At 39.8% G+C, this 15,463-nt stretch carries 17 protein-coding genes; 5 read left to right on the forward strand and 12 right to left on the reverse strand.

Features of this window, described 5'->3' with window-relative positions; translation table 11 throughout:
• Positions 1-81: 81 nt before the first annotated feature.
• A complete protein-coding gene (locus AC5WOE_RS05835) occupies positions 82-1,323 on the reverse strand; it encodes an MFS transporter (RefSeq protein ID WP_496049648.1) in 1,242 nt (413 codons plus the stop codon).
• A gap of 276 nt (positions 1,324-1,599) precedes the next feature.
• Between AC5WOE_RS05835 and AC5WOE_RS05840 the strand changes: the two genes are divergently transcribed.
• Complete coding sequence (locus AC5WOE_RS05840; protein WP_496052138.1) at positions 1,600-1,731, forward strand: hypothetical protein; 132 nt, start codon at positions 1,600-1,602, stop codon at positions 1,729-1,731.
• 128 nt (positions 1,732-1,859) lie between these two features.
• Here AC5WOE_RS05840 and AC5WOE_RS05845 read toward each other — a convergent pair whose 3' ends face one another.
• The 6 genes from AC5WOE_RS05845 to aroQ form a co-directional block, all read right to left on the reverse strand.
• Positions 1,860-3,074 carry an FxsB family cyclophane-forming radical SAM/SPASM peptide maturase gene (locus AC5WOE_RS05845; RefSeq protein ID WP_496049646.1) on the reverse strand — a complete coding sequence of 405 codons (1,215 nt, stop codon included), beginning with the start codon at positions 3,072-3,074 and terminating at the stop codon, positions 1,860-1,862.
• 273 nt (positions 3,075-3,347) lie between these two features.
• Entirely contained in the window at positions 3,348-4,523 is a 1,176-nt protein-coding gene (locus AC5WOE_RS05850; RefSeq protein ID WP_496049645.1) for an MFS transporter, read from the reverse strand.
• 190 nt (positions 4,524-4,713) lie between these two features.
• A complete protein-coding gene (locus AC5WOE_RS05855) occupies positions 4,714-6,033 on the reverse strand; it encodes a glucose-6-phosphate isomerase (protein ID WP_496052139.1) in 1,320 nt (439 codons plus the stop codon).
• Between the two features lie 210 nt (positions 6,034-6,243).
• Positions 6,244-6,801: an elongation factor P gene (gene efp / locus AC5WOE_RS05860; RefSeq protein ID WP_496049643.1), complete on the reverse strand. Its 558-nt coding sequence runs from the start codon at positions 6,799-6,801 to the stop codon at positions 6,244-6,246.
• A 21-nt stretch (positions 6,802-6,822) separates the two neighbouring features.
• Positions 6,823-7,893, reverse strand: coding sequence for a M24 family metallopeptidase (locus tag AC5WOE_RS05865; protein WP_496052140.1), 1,071 nt, complete (start codon positions 7,891-7,893; stop codon positions 6,823-6,825).
• 2 nt (positions 7,894-7,895) lie between these two features.
• Positions 7,896-8,336, reverse strand: a complete 441-nt coding sequence (gene aroQ / locus AC5WOE_RS05870) for a type II 3-dehydroquinate dehydratase (protein ID WP_496049641.1) — start codon at positions 8,334-8,336, stop codon at positions 7,896-7,898.
• 269 nt (positions 8,337-8,605) lie between these two features.
• Between aroQ and AC5WOE_RS05875 the strand changes: the two genes are divergently transcribed.
• From AC5WOE_RS05875 to AC5WOE_RS05885, 3 genes are all read left to right on the forward strand, one after another.
• Complete coding sequence (locus AC5WOE_RS05875) at positions 8,606-9,574, forward strand: DUF1385 domain-containing protein (protein ID WP_496052141.1); 969 nt, start codon at positions 8,606-8,608, stop codon at positions 9,572-9,574.
• Between the two features lie 19 nt (positions 9,575-9,593).
• Positions 9,594-9,860, forward strand: coding sequence for a hypothetical protein (locus AC5WOE_RS05880; protein ID WP_496049639.1), 267 nt, complete (start codon positions 9,594-9,596; stop codon positions 9,858-9,860).
• A gap of 169 nt (positions 9,861-10,029) precedes the next feature.
• Positions 10,030-11,085 carry a hypothetical protein gene (locus tag AC5WOE_RS05885; RefSeq protein ID WP_496049638.1) on the forward strand — a complete coding sequence of 352 codons (1,056 nt, stop codon included), beginning with the start codon at positions 10,030-10,032 and terminating at the stop codon, positions 11,083-11,085.
• A gap of 53 nt (positions 11,086-11,138) precedes the next feature.
• On the opposite strand, the gene AC5WOE_RS05890 is transcribed toward AC5WOE_RS05885, so the two are convergent.
• The 5 genes from AC5WOE_RS05890 to AC5WOE_RS05910 all read right to left on the reverse strand — a co-directional run bounded on the left by AC5WOE_RS05890 (position 11,139) and on the right by AC5WOE_RS05910 (position 14,861).
• Complete coding sequence (locus tag AC5WOE_RS05890; protein ID WP_496049637.1) at positions 11,139-12,095, reverse strand: patatin-like phospholipase family protein; 957 nt, start codon at positions 12,093-12,095, stop codon at positions 11,139-11,141.
• Positions 12,096-12,159: 64 nt separating this feature from the next.
• Entirely contained in the window at positions 12,160-12,621 is a 462-nt protein-coding gene (gene mntR / locus AC5WOE_RS05895; protein WP_496049636.1) for a transcriptional regulator MntR, read from the reverse strand.
• Positions 12,622-12,710: 89 nt separating this feature from the next.
• Positions 12,711-13,166 (reverse strand): hypothetical protein, encoded by a 456-nt coding sequence (locus AC5WOE_RS05900; protein WP_496049635.1) that lies wholly within the window; start codon positions 13,164-13,166, stop codon positions 12,711-12,713.
• Between the two features lie 89 nt (positions 13,167-13,255).
• On the reverse strand, positions 13,256-13,999 hold the full coding sequence (locus AC5WOE_RS05905) for a metallophosphoesterase (RefSeq protein ID WP_496049634.1): 744 nt from the start codon (positions 13,997-13,999) through the stop codon (positions 13,256-13,258).
• A 64-nt stretch (positions 14,000-14,063) separates the two neighbouring features.
• Entirely contained in the window at positions 14,064-14,861 is a 798-nt protein-coding gene (locus tag AC5WOE_RS05910; protein ID WP_496049633.1) for a lipoate--protein ligase family protein, read from the reverse strand.
• Between the two features lie 133 nt (positions 14,862-14,994).
• On the opposite strand from AC5WOE_RS05910, the gene AC5WOE_RS05915 reads away from it, so the two are divergent.
• The gene (locus AC5WOE_RS05915) at positions 14,995-15,432 is read left to right on the forward strand and encodes a Dps family protein (protein WP_496049632.1); all 438 of its coding nucleotides are present in this window, start codon (positions 14,995-14,997) and stop codon (positions 15,430-15,432) included.
• The last annotated feature ends 31 nt before the right edge of the window (positions 15,433-15,463 follow it).

Consider the following 15,463-nt stretch of genomic DNA (forward strand, 5'->3'; position numbering starts at 1 on the left):
ACCTCTATTTCATTCAAAAACGGGACAACGCTTGAGAATCTCCTACTTAGCAAAGATTCTCAAGCGTTGTATACTTGCCCATCAAGACTTAGCTTTCCGCTTCATCATAATGGTGGAAATCAGGTTGCTCAACCTGATTCTGTTGTAGTAAACGATACCGATCATGACGAACGGCAGCAGCACCAAGATGATTCCCAGCATGGACAGGGAAACCAATCCAGGGACACATCCGAGACATTGAGCGATGCTACGGACAAAGAAATAGGTATATGCACCTCTTCCTGTCTGTGGGGACATGGTGATCTCCAAGTAAGTAAACACCCTCACCGCCACACCGATCGCGGCTGCACCAAGGATGCACAGCGTCGCACCAATTTTGCCCGGCGTCGCAGCACCTATCCAGATGAACAGGAGGGCGATGGCAAACACAACCAATGTACCGTGGGATACATCCCGACTGATCTGCCGCTGGGTGAATTTATTTTTCTTTTCCAGCCGCTGAGACAGCCACACTTGAAGTGGACCACACAGCCCATTGGCAAGCTCTCCACAAAAGATCATCGCTACCGCAATCCACTCTTCCATGAAGAACACTGGCCACATTCTCACTGCCTGCGAACCAGCGGTCACCAACACATACTGCCACGAAAAGTGAACCGACTTGTCTTTGGACAAGAGCTGCCGATAAAACGGCAGTCGATCTTCGTCAGGAACCGGAAACGGTTGCCCCTTGACAGCCACTTCTTCTTTGAGATGCAGGATTACATATATTGCGCCAACGAGAACAGACATGGAAATCACAAACCATCCCGTTGTCCACTCAAAAGTGATCATCGGAATGGCAAATGCAGCAAATGCCACCGTCACGTAATTGAGTGATCCGAAAAAGCTCCGACCTCGACCACGTGAATTATTGTCATCCGGAAGGAAATCCATGTGGAGACTAGCGGTAATGCTGATAACCGGGAAATATCCAATCGCCATCAAGATATAAACCAACACAAACAGCCCAAAGCTATTGACAAAGTTGACCGCGATCGTTCCCATCATCATCAGCACTAGACCAATAAGCAGTACGGCTTTCCTGCTTACTGTTCTTCCGATGAGACCGGAAAAACCAGAGAAGAGGGTTCCAAACATGTAAAAAAAGAGGAGGATACCAGGAACAACCTCTCTCCCTACTTTTTCGGCAACCAACAGATTAGATCCGAGGAGGGTAAACGTGACCCAAAAGGCCACTAAGTCACCCAGAGCGTTCGTTTTCCACGTACTTGCATTTGCCCATTGGAAAGGCTTTACAGGTTTGACTTGCAGCAAAACCATCATTTTCTCTTTCTGTGAGTCCTGCTTACCTAGTCACATCATACCACAACGAAAATAAGAAAATTCCGTCCATCACTAGAAAAACCTCTATTTTGTTTCTTCTTGTTATTATTCTATTGTTTATACTGTATATCATCAAAGACACAGCTGATAAAATCTACACACAGAAATTCAGCAAAGATATTTTTTCGAAACATACTGTCTTTTCATTTTCTCAAAGAGTATACTGAAATTGAAAGCTCAGCTAGAAAAACAAAAAGGATTAGCTGAGCCCGCTTGAGAGAGGTAGACCATGAACACCAACCAGCAGCAGCAGGGGAAGCATCCCTGGCTGGACAAGATCCCCACGTCGACGAACAACCAGCGCGGGTTCCAGAGCCGCGCCTGACAAGTGCCCTACTGATGTAGGGTGACTGGTCCCTCCTTCGGCCTTGCTGAAGGAGGGATTAAACATATAAAAATCTTACTATAAATGAGTTGATCCCCTCTTGTCATAATCACAGGAGGGGATCTTCGCTAAGCTCTCTTTCTAGTGCTTAGACCACTTTCATGATTCGGAGCGAGATGTGTCTGATGAGGTACTCCAAATCACGACAGTACACAGAAGGATTATTGAAATGACCATCCTTGTAGCGATGTGTGTGGTTTCCTCCACCACACAAGGTTTTCAGGGTGCACATTTGACATTTAGGAGAAAGTCCCTCAACACCCATCTGACGAGCAATGATCGCAGGATGATCAAGCGCAAGATCAAAACTGTCGGTCTGTACATTCAGCCCCGTGTATGGTGCACCTGCAAAAGCTGTTTTCAGGGCATCAACCTGTTCGATCTCCCCATCCGTTTCAACTACGACCGCAACATATGGGGACAACCCTACCTCTTCACTTGAACTCGTACCTCCCCTCAACAAGGAGATAATCGATTCGAAAAGAAGAATATGAGTTGTCAATTTCTTGTCGAAAAACCACCGGTCAAACAACTCACCAAGCCATACTCCATATGGTTTGTCGAGTTCCGTTGATACTTGGTGTGGATCAGGCGAGATAAGAAGCTTGAACTGTTCGATTACTAGATCAGTCCATCTTCTATTCACCGGAGCCTGTGGAAGTGTTTCATGGTTGGCGTGAGGCAGCAAAAAATTCACTGACGGTGGATTGAACCTCAGCAAAGATTCAAAGACCTCAATTGGTAGATTGTTCACATCAATCGTGCAGAGTATTCCTCGATACACACGGAAACCATCTCGTTCCTCACGGGAAGCGAGCAGATTTAGACCCCTTACTGTTTGTTTCAGTGCTGGTTTTCCCGCTAGGAACACACGATGACGATTGAGTTTTGCAGTTCCACCATCCAGACTAACTCCAATGCCGATTCTCGCCTCCTCCAACATTTGGATTCTCTTTTCGGTGAGGAGAGTTCCATTGGTTTGAATCGTCGCAAGGACATGGCAGCCGTCCCCAACTGCTTCCCGAATCAACTCGACGTAGTGAATCAGCAGCTTAACACCTGCCATCAATGGTTCTCCACCATGCAAAACCACAGAGATTTCTTCAAGCCCATATGCCCTCACATGCTCAGCAATTTGCCTTGCTGTGTCACGCATGACCTGCTCGGATACAACCCTCGGCTTTTCTTTCCAACTCTGATCTTTGCCGAAGTAGACATAGCAATAGCTGCATCGCAAGTTGCAGTCACCGAACACCTTCAAGACAAATTCTGTGAAAGGAAACTTCCTAATACGAACTGTCATCCTTTTTCTCTCTACCACTCCATCTCCTTCACTACCGTGTGTAGTAAAATCATAGAGTGGATTTATATCATTCTATCACAATTTTCAGAAAGAGTATGTAATATCACCTATTCGAATCTTTTATTAGGCGGCTGAACTTTCTTCCCTATTTTTAGCTTCATTATAAGAAACAAAGAACACCTATTGGGCGTAGATTATTCTTTCCCTTTAAAACGAGACAACGCTTGAGAGCCTCTTTCAAACCTAAACTCTCAAGCGTTGCTTATATCTACATCATGCCTTGCGAGCTTTCCACAAAGGCTTAGCGTAGAAATAGATGCCAATCAAGATAAATGGCAACGGAATCAGAAACATGCTCGATGAAAGGATTACCATCCCCATCATACAAGCGAAACAATGGCCGATACAACTAACAACAAAGTAGGTATATGACCCTCTTCCTGTCTGTTCCGCCAAATGAATTCCTAGATAGGTAAAGATACGATTAGTCACACCGATCAAGACTGCACCAACGATGCACAGAAAGTCAATCCTTGTCTGGATCAGAACAACTGCAATCGCCAGTGTAACCAAGGTAGCCAATGATACAACTTGAACAATATGTTTCTTTGCAAGTGTATCTTTGTTGTCCATCCACTCAGACAAGCAAACCTGAATCGGCCCGCACACCGCAATGATCATATCTCCACAGAAGATCATTGCGATAGCCACCCACTCATCCACAAAAAAGACAGGAGCCATCCTTGTAGCCAATGTACAACACACTACTAGAGAGTAGGCCCATGGAATGTTAATCGATTTCACGTTGATGATTTGCGGGAAAAATGGCAAAATATTTCTGTCAGGAACCTTCCATGGATGTTTCTTGACTGCCAAACCATCCTTTGTACAGATCAATACACCTGCTGCAACAAGAAGAACAGAGAGGGAAATGCAGATCCATACCATTGCCATTCCCTGAAGGATCAAATGAATAGCGAATGAACCAAAGGCCGATGTCGCAAAATTGAGGGTACCAAAAAAACTGCGACCTCGACTCCGTGAGTCCTTGTCGTCGGCTAGGAAATCCATATAAAGATTGGCTGTAATGCTGATTGCAGGAAAATACCCGATAGACATTAGCATATAAACCAATGCAAGCATGCCCACACTATTTACAAAGTAAACAGCAATGGTCCCACCTGTCATCACTGCTAGAGCAATGAACAAGACAAGTCTTCTGCTTACTGTTCGCCCAATGATACCGGAAATAGAAGTGGCGTCTTTCCCCAGCAGATAAAACAGGAGAACAACGACAAACACAAAAGACTTATCAATCTTTTGTGCAACCAATAGATTCGAACCGAAGATTGTGAACGAAATCCAGAAAGCCAAACAGGCTCCTATGACATTCGTCTTTACGGTATTTCGATTCGCCCATCGGAAATACTTTTGAATATGCAATCTCATTTTCTCTCTTTCTCTCGAAGGGAGATTACATGTTTAATCTCATTATAACACATATAATATTCTGTGAAATATGATCAAGCATCGATGTGAAACCAAAATATTAACTTCGTGATTCGAATAAGAAATCTTTTAAGATCTTGATTTAAAATAACCACTATTTACTTCAAATAGTGGTTATCTACAAGAGTTATTATTTTTTTGGTTTACCCAATAATGCAAACATGTGCTGTTTGTATGCTTCTACTCCTGGTTGATCAAAAGGATTTACACCTTGCAAGTAACTGCTGATACCACAGGCTTTCTCAAAGAAATAGACCAATTGACCAAAGATATAGCTGGATAGTTCTGGGACTCGTACAACGAGATTTGGAACGCCGCCTTCGGTGTGGGCAAGCAGGGTTCCCTCAAACGCTTTTTCATTGACAAAGTCCATAGGTTTTCCTGCCAAATAATTTAGCCCGTCCAAGTCTTGAGCATCACTTGGAATCGTGATCTGGTGCTCAGATTTATCCACAAACAGGACGGTCTCGTATAAATTTCGCAATCCTTGTTGAATATATTGCCCCATAGAATGGAGGTCTGTTGTAAATTGAACAGACGCAGGAAATACTCCCTTTTGGTTTTTCCCTTCACTCTCTCCGAACAATTGCTTCCACCATTCAGCAAAATAAGCTAAGGCAGGTTGGTATGTAACGAACAATTCTGTTGTATATCCTTTGCGGTATAACACTTGCCTTGCGATTGCATATTGGTAACAGCTATTTTTACTCCAATCTGTTACTCTATAATCATTCATCGCTTGGGCGGCACCTGCTAGCATCGCATCCGTATCCAATCCAGATACAGCTAGCGGAAGCAAGCCTACAGGGGTAAGAACCGAATACCGGCCACCAATATCATCATCGATCGTAAATGTCTCATATCCTTCATCATTTGCTAAGGTTTTTAATGCCCCTCTTTCTCGGTCTGTGGTCGCGTAGATCCGTTTACTTGCCTCTTCTTTTCCATAACGCTTCTCCATGTATTCCCGAAGAATACGAAACGCTACTGCTGGTTCTGTAGTTGTTCCTGATTTGGAAATAACATTGATACTAACATCTTTTCCTTCCAGCAAAGAATACAGATCTTGTACATAATCACTGCTTAAATGATGACCGAGGAAATAGACCTCTGGACCTTTGCGAACATCTTTTGATAGTTGGTTGTAAAAACGATGATGCAGCATCTCAATTCCAGCACGAGCTCCAAGATAGGAACCACCGATACCTATCACAAGTAAAACATCTGAGTTTCCCCGAATTCGTTTGGCTGCTTCTTTTAAACGACTATACTCTTCTTTGTCATATGTCTCTGGCCATTTCACCCAGCCAAGAAAGTCTGCTCCAGCAGCTTCTTTCATTTCACCCTGTAATTTTCTTTCTGCTAACTCTGCTTCTGCTGCTAATTGACTCAGTTCTTTTTCTCCCATAAAGGAAAGCGCATGCCCGTAATCAAAACGAATGGAACTCATCCCAAACCCTCCATAATAGAAATCTAAAAGCCTATTTAACCATCATAACATAACCTAAAATAATACCAATTACACCATAGTCTGTATCTCTAAAAGTGGTGGTATTTGAAATTAAATTACCCAAAAATGATAGTAATAATGCCGGTATACTCACCGATTTATCCAAAAAGATCACGCTTTGCACGTGATCTTCCAAATAAATTTCTACCTTTATGCTCTTGATATATAGGCTCCACTTCGAGTATCTACAATGAGACGATCTCCAACGTTCACAAACAAAGGAACTTGTACAGAGAACCCTGTCGATAATTTTGCTGGTTTACTTCCACCAGTTGCAGTATCACCACGGATACCAGGATCTGTTTCTACTACTTCAAGTTCTACTGTATTTGGCAACTGAATTCCAATTGTTTCTCCTTTATAGGAAACAATTTGGACTTCCATATTTTCTTGTAAAAAGTTAAGTTCGTACTCCAAACGCTCTTCTGGAAGACTAATCTGATCATAAGTTTGATTATCCATGAAGGTATACTCGCCGCCACTTTCATATAGATACTGCATCCGATGAGTTTCAACAAGAGCTTTTTGCACTTTTTCTCCAGCACGAAAAGTTTTTTCTTGGATGTTTCCACTCCGTAAATTGCGCAGCTTAGAGCGTACAAACGCTGCTCCTTTTCCCGGTTTTACATGCTGGAATTCAATGACAGACCATACATCGTTGTCAATTTCAATCGTGAGACCAGTTTTAAAATCGTTTACACTAATCATAATGCCTATTCACCTTTTCATTTACAAAATAATTAATTCCTTTGGTAAACTCGTTAATACTTTGTTTCCTTCTGGAGTTATCAAAATATCGTCTTCAATACGCACACCAAATCGATCTTTTAAATAAATACCTGGTTCAACTGTAACAACCATACCTGGAAGAAGAATATCGTCGCTTGTCATTCCAAGTCGTGGAAACTCATGTATATCCAATCCGATACCATGACCAGTTCCATGACCAAAACAATCTGCATAACCAGCTTGCTCAATAAAATCACGAGCAATCGCATCAGCGTCACTTGCTCGCATTCCTGGTACGATACCATCGATTGCCTTCTCATTCGCAGCAAGTACTATCTCATAAACTGTTCGCTGTTCATTCGAACAATGACCGATTGAAATGGTACGTGTAATATCAGAAACATATCCCTGATAATAACATCCAAAATCAAACGTTACCAGTTCACCCTTCTCTACTGATTTATCAGAAGCTACCCCATGTGGCAGGGCGGAACGAATTCCAGAAGCTACTATCATATCAAAAGATACCCCGCTTGCGCCACGCTCACGCATCAGCCATTCCAATCGGAGAGCAACCTGTTTTTCCGTCCATCCAGGTCTCAGTTCTGTCAGTAATTGGCGAAAAGAATCTTCTGCAATATGAATCGCCTTTTGAATATATGATAATTCTTTTTCATCTTTTTGCCCTCGAATCTGTTCCACTACACTTTCTAATGGTTCTAAATCAATATGCCCAAGAGCTGTACGAAGTTCTTGATACTCTGCATAGGAGAGATGTTCCGATTCAAAATGAAGGGAAGAAACACCTAAACTCCGACAAGTTTCTGCTACTTTTGGATACATTTGATTCCCTAGGTGTTCTACAACAGTAAAATCAGGCGATTGTTCTTTTACTTGTGACAAATAGCGAAAATCTGTAAGTAGATAAGCATCATCTTTCGTCAGTAGTACCACGCCAGATGATCCAGTAAAACCACTTATGTAATAACAATTACGTCGGTTTGTAAGGAGCAAAGCTTCTATTTCTCGCTTCCTCATGACATCTTGCAATCGAACAACTCGCTGATTCATCTTCATTCTCCTTCTAGCCACTCTCGAACTGCTGACAAAGCTAAATCATAGCTTTGGGTTCCAAACCCTACGATCTGACCTTTGCATGCTGGAGCAATAACAGAAGTATGGCGGAATGTTTCTCGAGTGTGGATGTTAGATATATGTACTTCAATCACTGGGACAGAAATCGCCCCAATCGCATCAAAGATCGCATAACTATAATGTGTATAAGCACCAGGATTTATAATAATTGCCTCATATGTATCAACCGATGAATGAATTTGGTTGATCAGCTCTCCCTCTATGTTAGATTGGAAGGTATCAACTTGACAACCCCATTTTTGAGCTTTTTCCACTAAACGCTTATTGACATCTTCCAGTGTCTCTGATCCATAATGTTCAGGTTCTCTCTTTCCTAATGTGTTCAAATTAGGACCATGTAAAACCAAAATGCGTGCCATTGATTTTCCTCCTTTGTCTCTTCCATATCTTATCATATTGCCACCACCTCTATTAATCTAGGCAAATATGGTACAATAGGAGAAATTAATGAGGATCTCTATTTGCAAATTCACTAACATTTCATTTGAATCCCGCTTGATATGCATGTCTTCCGCGTTGTTGTAAAGAACACAAAGGACGCTTCAGCCAAAACATATCTTCGCTGGGATCATTTGTATCTATTTTGGCTCAAGTTAGAGAAGGATGTTCATTTTAAGGTGGTGTATATATGCCTGATAAAATTGTCCCCTATGGTGGACAGGCTGTTATTGAAGGAGTGATGTTCGGAGGACGAAATACACAAGTAACTGCGGTTAGAAGAAAAAACGGTAAAATAGAAACATTAGAATTAGAAAAGAAACATATACCATGGGTTAATATGTTGAAGCGGATCCCTTTGATTAGAGGAATTGTTTCGCTTATAGAAGCTAGTGCAAGCGGTGCCAAGCATCTGCAATATGCCACTGAAATGTATGAACAAGATGAAGAAGGAACTACGATTGAAAAAGAAGAAACAAAAAAGACAGGAAAATTGGAAATGATGATTGGTGTTGCAATCGTCGGTGTTCTTTCGTTGATCGCGGGGAAAGTTATTTTCACCTTATTGCCAGCGGCACTTGCAAGTTGGATCTTCGATCCTTATGTCAAAAATATGATCCTGCAAAACTTGATCGAAGGCGGCATTAAAACCATACTGCTGCTCAGTTACTTATGGGCAATATCAAGAACCCCCATCATGAAACGAGTTTTTCAATACCATGGAGCAGAACACAAAGTTATCAGTGCCTATGAAAATTCAGAAGAATTAACAGTACAAAATGTACAAAAATATTCTACCTTACATTATCGCTGTGGAAGCAGTTTTATGATTTTCACTGTTATTGTTGGAGTGATTGTGTATTCCTTCTTCACTTATGATTCCGTATGGGACCGAGTATTGACGAGGCTGCTCCTATTACCACTTGTTATCGGTTTATCTTTTGAAGTATTAAAATTAACCAATTCAGCGCGTAACATCCCTGTTTTGCAATATCTAGGTTATCCCGGACTCTGGTTACAAAAACTAACTACTCGTGAACCGGACGATGATCAAGTAGAAGTTGCAATTGCTGCTTTTAAGCGCATGCGTGAATTAGATGAAGCATATGTAGAAAAAAAACAACTCTCCAGTACGGTTACTGAATCTGTCCAAACCTAAGCGAAAGGATGCGAAATCCATGAAAAAGGAAACCTCAAATAAACTGGTTACCTGGATAATATTTTCGTTTATCGGTATTGCTTTAGTGGCCGAGCTGATTCAAAATACTGTCCCAACACTTGTTTTTTTAGCATTTATAGCAGCTGTTATATATCTATATAAATTTCCACCAAAATGGCTTTTTAAGCTTTCCACACCAGGTAGGAAACCAAAATCAGCGACGAAGGCAAAAAAGCGCAAAAAATACCCATTTCGTGTGATTGATGGTAAGAAAAAAAGCAGTTAAATCGTAAACCTCCTGTGAAGTTAGAGTTGATCTCTACTTTTCACAGGAGGTTTACGATTTTGTAACAAAACAATCAATTATCTTATGATATCTAAATTGACTTTCACGAATGTTTGTACTATATTAAAAAAGCGTACATATGATTCCATTTTAAGCAGGGAGCGACATCATGGGTAAAATCACAGAGAAAGATACAAAAGCAACTATTCTTGGAGCACTCCGCCAAGCAGAAAAACAAATTGCTGATCTTGAAAAAGGAAAATTAAAAGCTGAACAAGAAACTACACAAAAAAAAGCAGTTGAAACGATAAAAAAAGCCGATACTCTCGTAGAAGTGAGCATGGAAGACAAAATCACTGATCTGAACAAATCCATCAATCAAGTACTAGGAAAAATCGGGGAAGATATCGCAACAGAATCCAAAAACCTGGAAACGATCAAGGATGCAATCGCTCTAAAAGAGACAGAACTAAAAGATTTGTTTGGAATCGAAAAGCAAGCGAATACATTAGCTGCACTAGTAGATGCTCATCAAGAATTAAAGTTAGCTCAAGAAAATGAGCTGATTAATGCTCGTGAAACTGCCGAAAATAAACTATCTGAAATCGAAACTATCATAAAAACAAAAACAGAAGAACATCAACAGCTACTAAAAGAGCAAGCTAAAGAATTATCCCAAAAGCAAAAGCGAGAAAATGAAGAGTTTACCTATGATTTTGCTAGACGTCAAAAAATCGAAAGCGATAAATTAGCAGATGAGCTTGCTGCTAAAAGAAAAGAATTCCAACAAGAATTAGAAATCAAAAACGCAGAACTCGCCGAACATAAAAAATCATTGAACGAACGCCAAACAGAAGTAGAAAAACGTGAACAGAAAGTAGAAAAATTAGAAGCAGAAGTAGAAGCTTTTCCAGTTAAACTTCAAGAAGTTAAAACAGAAGCAGATGCAAAAGCTAGTGCAGAAATCAAAAGAGTACTTGCAATCCGTGAGGCAGCGATGAAAAAAGAAGTAGAAGCTGATAAACGAATTCTTGAAGCCGAAAGAGATAACTTAAAAGGACAATTAGAAACATCTCTAAATACTAATAACATACTACAAACAAAACTTGATGAAGCTTACAAACGAATTCAGGAAATGGGAATTCAAATGGTCTCTAGTTCAAACGAATCCAAAGCATTTGATAAATTTGCTGCTCTTCTTCCTGAAAAAAATAACAGTAAATAAGTTGAATTATAAAAAGTCTAAGTTCTCATTTTTGAACTCAGACTTTTTTCTAACTATCCTGTAAAACGTCTTCTCCTAGAATCATCAGCCAAATCTGCTTTGCTTCGCATTTCCAGATAGCCAGAAAAGGTGAATTTCGTAAAGAAATTTTCCGCTGCTTTGACACCAGATTGAAACAATGCTTCTCGCTTTTTCATATCTATTGAAAAATCAGTTAATTTAACATCCAAGGCAGGTACAGTAATGGTTCTAACTTGATCCTGTTCTCGAATATAGCGATTATCATGTGCATCCATCATTGTCTCTAGTAGAGCTTTAAACATAGAGAGTGGACTATCGATGTTGTGCCCTGTTGGAGGATCATCGGAAGTCAAACGAAAACCAAATGTCGGCCATTCAGGATTGTCAGAGTCAAACAACCAAATTGGATAATTACTCAAAACAGCTCCGTCTACTAAGTAACAAGTCTTATTAATTCCTTTATTCTCCAACCGAGCTGGTTCGAAGAAGAAAGGGATGCTGCAACTCATACTCACTGCTTTAGCAACGGAAAAATGTGCGGGATCATGACCGTACACTGCTAAATCTTGAGGAAAGACAAGAAGATTTTCTAAAGTGATATCAGAAACGATGATATGAAGTCTCGTCTCTTTTTTTTCAAAATCTTTAAAGGTGCATACACCTTTTTGTGCTAATAATTGTTCCAGCCATTTTTCCAATCGATTTGTTGGATGAAGCCCCTTTTTAAACCAAAGTCTCGCACTAGGACCAAGAAAGGGAATATAGTCATACCAAGTAGGTGCCAAAAAATCAGCAAAATTTTTATTGATCATAATTTCATATAATTCTTGTCCAGAGTAACCAGCTGCCAAGAGTGCTGCTAATATAGATCCAGCAGATGTTCCTGCGATTCGTTTCCATTTATATCCCTTTTCTTCTGCTACACATAAAGCACCAACCAAGCCAATTCCCTTTACTCCCCCACCTTCAAACACGGCATCTGCCCACATGCTTTACACCTCCTACGTTTATAACAAATATATGTAGAAAAAAATCCCCTAGAATGTGAAATGTCTAGGGGATGATTTTCTCCTGAGATTTAAGGTCTTCCAAGTCCTCATAATCCTCAGTTTTAGGTGCCATTTGTAGTTGTTCTTTTACTGTTTTATTCTTTTCGATTATTTCCATTAAATTCTCAATACAAGTAATGGAATTCCAACTGAGATGATGTTCTATACCTTCAACGTCTTCATAGACGAATTCTTCTTTTACTCCGATCATGCGTAGAAATTGTTCTAATAGTTCATGCCGATGCACCAATCGCTTACCCATTTTTTTCCCTTTTGTTGTGAGCATTAAACCTCTGTATTTTTCGTAAACCAAATATTGGTTTTGATCTAACTTTTGTACCATTTTGGTAACCGATGAGGGATGTACTTCCAACGCTTCTGCGATATCGGAAACACGGGCATAACCTTTTTGATCTATTAATTTGTAAATATTTTCCAGATAATCCTCCATGCTAGGCGTTGGCATGTAAGTAAAACCCCCTGAAACTTCTTTTTATAAATAGTACCTACTATTTTATCACAAATAAACCTTCCATCGAAAGCAAAATAATTACACTATACAGTATGAGCTGCAAGCCGGATATAATCTACAAATATCTTCCCGTTCACCCCAGAAAAAGAAACAGCGACATTTCTAGTCCTAGAAGGAGGTGGAGGAACAATATCAAAATAAGATTTAAAGGCTAGTTTACTTGCTTTTGGGAGTAATATTTGTAGAGGTGTAGATCGTAGAATTTTTCCATTTTTATCCAAATACGATACAGTGGCAAATAAATTTGCTTCCTTACCGCCAGCTGTTGCATTAAGCAAACGAAAATAAAAATAATACGCGCAACCTTTTTCAATGGTGATAGGTTGTTTCTGTTTTAGTACGCTGCCGTTTTGAAGTAAAACGGATGCATCACCTTTGTATACAGGATTATGGACAAGTTTTACATTGACCCCTGTCCACGGAGCTAAACCATGACGAAATCCACCATTGGCAAGAATATTCGTATTTGTACAAGCCATCGAAACTCCCCACCCTTCTTCTATTACCTTTACCGTATGCGGAATAGTGGGAATTGATTGGGACTGTACAAAAGAAGAGCAGTATTTATTTAGTCCATAATCACTATCGGACAAAATTGCAGGGCGTCACAAGAAACTAATTTCAACTGAATTCCATCAATGTTGCCTTCAACTGCCTCATGAATTGCTTTTCCATGAAGATGACCATAAATACAATATTTTACGTTGTATTGTTTCATTAACTCCCAAAATCCAGAATTTGCCCCATTTTTATTAAGAGGAGGATAGTGGAGCATTACAATGATATCTTTTCCAAACTGTTTGGCAACTGCTGTTTCTAACGACAGACGTAAACGACCGATTTGGCGATCATAAATTTTTCGATCCTCTGTTTCATCAAAATTTCGATCAGTTGGCAATGTCCAACCTCTTGTTGCACAAATAACCTTTTCTTCCACCACTGTATAATCTGCATCTATCCATTCCATATCGGAAGGAAGAGCTTTTCTGATTTTATTTTTACTGTGATAATAATACTCATGATTTCCAGGAGAGAGAACTTTGCGACCGGGTAACTGCCCTATCCATTGTAAATCGTTCTGTGCTGTCTCTAGCTTCAATGCCCAGCTTATATCACCAGGGATCAAAACTGTGTCTGTATCCTTTATCAGCTTTCTCCAATTATCTCGGATATGATCATAATGTTTCTCCCACCCAAAAAGCTCCATTGGTTTAGTTATATCGTTTTCTGGATCTATTTGATCGATATCTACAGATTTATTAAAAGAAAGGTGAAGATCACTTATTGCATAAATAGCCACGCTTTTTTTCATTCCTTTCGATGTTTCTCCATAATAATAGGAATGTCAACAATAATGGTAGGATTCGAATTATCGATTATCTCTTAAAGTTCCAAGCCTCTGTGCGATACTTTTCCGCTGCTAATTGTTCTGCCAGTTGATATTCATATGTAGTAAGATTACTTCTTTGAAAAGTAATCCCTAATCCTTCTTCAAAACCATGATAAATAGCACGAATTACCTCGTCTGGATTCACATCTCTGTTCAAAAGTTGAGATAATGTACCCATTCTACTTACTAGCTGTGCTTTACTTTCTTCATTTGGAAATAAAAAAATTTTATCAAATGTCTTCCAATCGAAATCTAGCAAGATGCTCCCATGTTGTAATAAAACTCCTTGCTGTCTAGTTTGTGCACTCCCAATTGCTTTTCGTCCTTCAATTAAAAATTCCCCAGAACCCGGAGCATCAAAACATGCAGCTGATGTATTGCTTTGCATATAGTTTGGTGTTTCTAGATTTAGACTTAACTTTAAATTTTCTAATCCTACTGTAAAAGCTTGATTTAATTTTCGGTATGTTTCTTGAACAGAAGAAGAAACAAGTTCGTTCTTTTCAGAAAGTACAACACTATAAGTTAATTCTCGATCATGAAATACTGCCCTGCCACCTGTTATTCTGCGAACAAAACCTAAGTTTAATTTTTTCCTATTGTCATGATCGATTTGTCGATAGGATCGTTGAAAATATCCAATACTCAAAGTCGCTGGGCTCCATCCATAAAAGCGCAGTGTAGGAGGCACCCGATTTTCCCGATGCGCGATCAGGATAGCTTCATCGATCGCCATATTCCAATAAGGGTCTTTCCTCTCATAAGGGATATATCTCCAAAGCATTGTAACCTAGTCTCCTTTTTATCTTGATCAGAGTATATCAGAAAATACTGTTTCCGTCCCAATGTTATCAAGAATCAGGAGATACTGTTGTGGGCATAGCTAATGTATGGATAATACAGAAAGGAGTCAAATGATGAATCAATCTGTACAAGACGCAATAAATAAACAAGTAGCGAATTGGAGCCTACTCTATACCAAATTTCACAACTACCATTGGTATATAAAAGGGAGCACTTTTTTTGAGTTGCATGCAAAATTCGAAGAGCTATACCGGGAAGCCGATGAAATTCTCGATGAACTAGCAGAACGACTATTAGCTATTGGCGGTAAACCAGTTGCTACTTTTCAAGATATTTTAGCAAAAGCGAGTTTGAAAGAAGCAAATGGAAACGAATCAACTAATCAAATGGTGCAACAATTAGTAAGTGACTTTCAACAATTGACTAGCGAGCTACGGGAAGCGATTCATGCAGCAGATGAAACAAAAGATTACCCAACCGCCGATATATTAACTGGTATTCTTACCAAAATTGAAAAACACAACTGGATGCTGGAAGCATATCTCGGATAGCATTTATTTCAATCGCCTATAAAAATATTTG

It is taken from the genome of Shimazuella sp. NTD248, assembly GCF_059510395.1.

Coding starts and splice junctions, on each gene's coding strand:
- AC5WOE_RS05835 (WP_496049648.1), bottom strand. CDS start 1,323: ATGGTTTTGCTGCAAGTCAAACCTGTAAAGCCTTTCCAATGGGCAAAT.
- AC5WOE_RS05845 (WP_496049646.1), bottom strand. CDS start 3,074: ATGACAGTTCGTATTAGGAAGTTTCCTTTCACAGAATTTGTCTTGAAG.
- AC5WOE_RS05850 (WP_496049645.1), bottom strand. CDS start 4,523: ATGAGATTGCATATTCAAAAGTATTTCCGATGGGCGAATCGAAATACC.
- AC5WOE_RS05855 (WP_496052139.1), bottom strand. CDS start 6,033: ATGAGTTCCATTCGTTTTGATTACGGGCATGCGCTTTCCTTTATGGGA.
- efp (WP_496049643.1), bottom strand. CDS start 6,801: ATGATTAGTGTAAACGATTTTAAAACTGGTCTCACGATTGAAATTGAC.
- AC5WOE_RS05865 (WP_496052140.1), bottom strand. CDS start 7,893: ATGAATCAGCGAGTTGTTCGATTGCAAGATGTCATGAGGAAGCGAGAA.
- aroQ (WP_496049641.1), bottom strand. CDS start 8,336: ATGGCACGCATTTTGGTTTTACATGGTCCTAATTTGAACACATTAGGA.
- AC5WOE_RS05875 (WP_496052141.1), top strand. CDS start 8,606: ATGCCTGATAAAATTGTCCCCTATGGTGGACAGGCTGTTATTGAAGGA.
- AC5WOE_RS05880 (WP_496049639.1), top strand. CDS start 9,594: ATGAAAAAGGAAACCTCAAATAAACTGGTTACCTGGATAATATTTTCG.
- AC5WOE_RS05885 (WP_496049638.1), top strand. CDS start 10,030: ATGGGTAAAATCACAGAGAAAGATACAAAAGCAACTATTCTTGGAGCA.
- AC5WOE_RS05890 (WP_496049637.1), bottom strand. CDS start 12,095: ATGTGGGCAGATGCCGTGTTTGAAGGTGGGGGAGTAAAGGGAATTGGC.
- mntR (WP_496049636.1), bottom strand. CDS start 12,621: ATGCCAACGCCTAGCATGGAGGATTATCTGGAAAATATTTACAAATTA.
- AC5WOE_RS05900 (WP_496049635.1), bottom strand. CDS start 13,166: ATGGCTTGTACAAATACGAATATTCTTGCCAATGGTGGATTTCGTCAT.
- AC5WOE_RS05905 (WP_496049634.1), bottom strand. CDS start 13,999: ATGAAAAAAAGCGTGGCTATTTATGCAATAAGTGATCTTCACCTTTCT.
- AC5WOE_RS05910 (WP_496049633.1), bottom strand. CDS start 14,861: ATGCTTTGGAGATATATCCCTTATGAGAGGAAAGACCCTTATTGGAAT.
- AC5WOE_RS05915 (WP_496049632.1), top strand. CDS start 14,995: ATGAATCAATCTGTACAAGACGCAATAAATAAACAAGTAGCGAATTGG.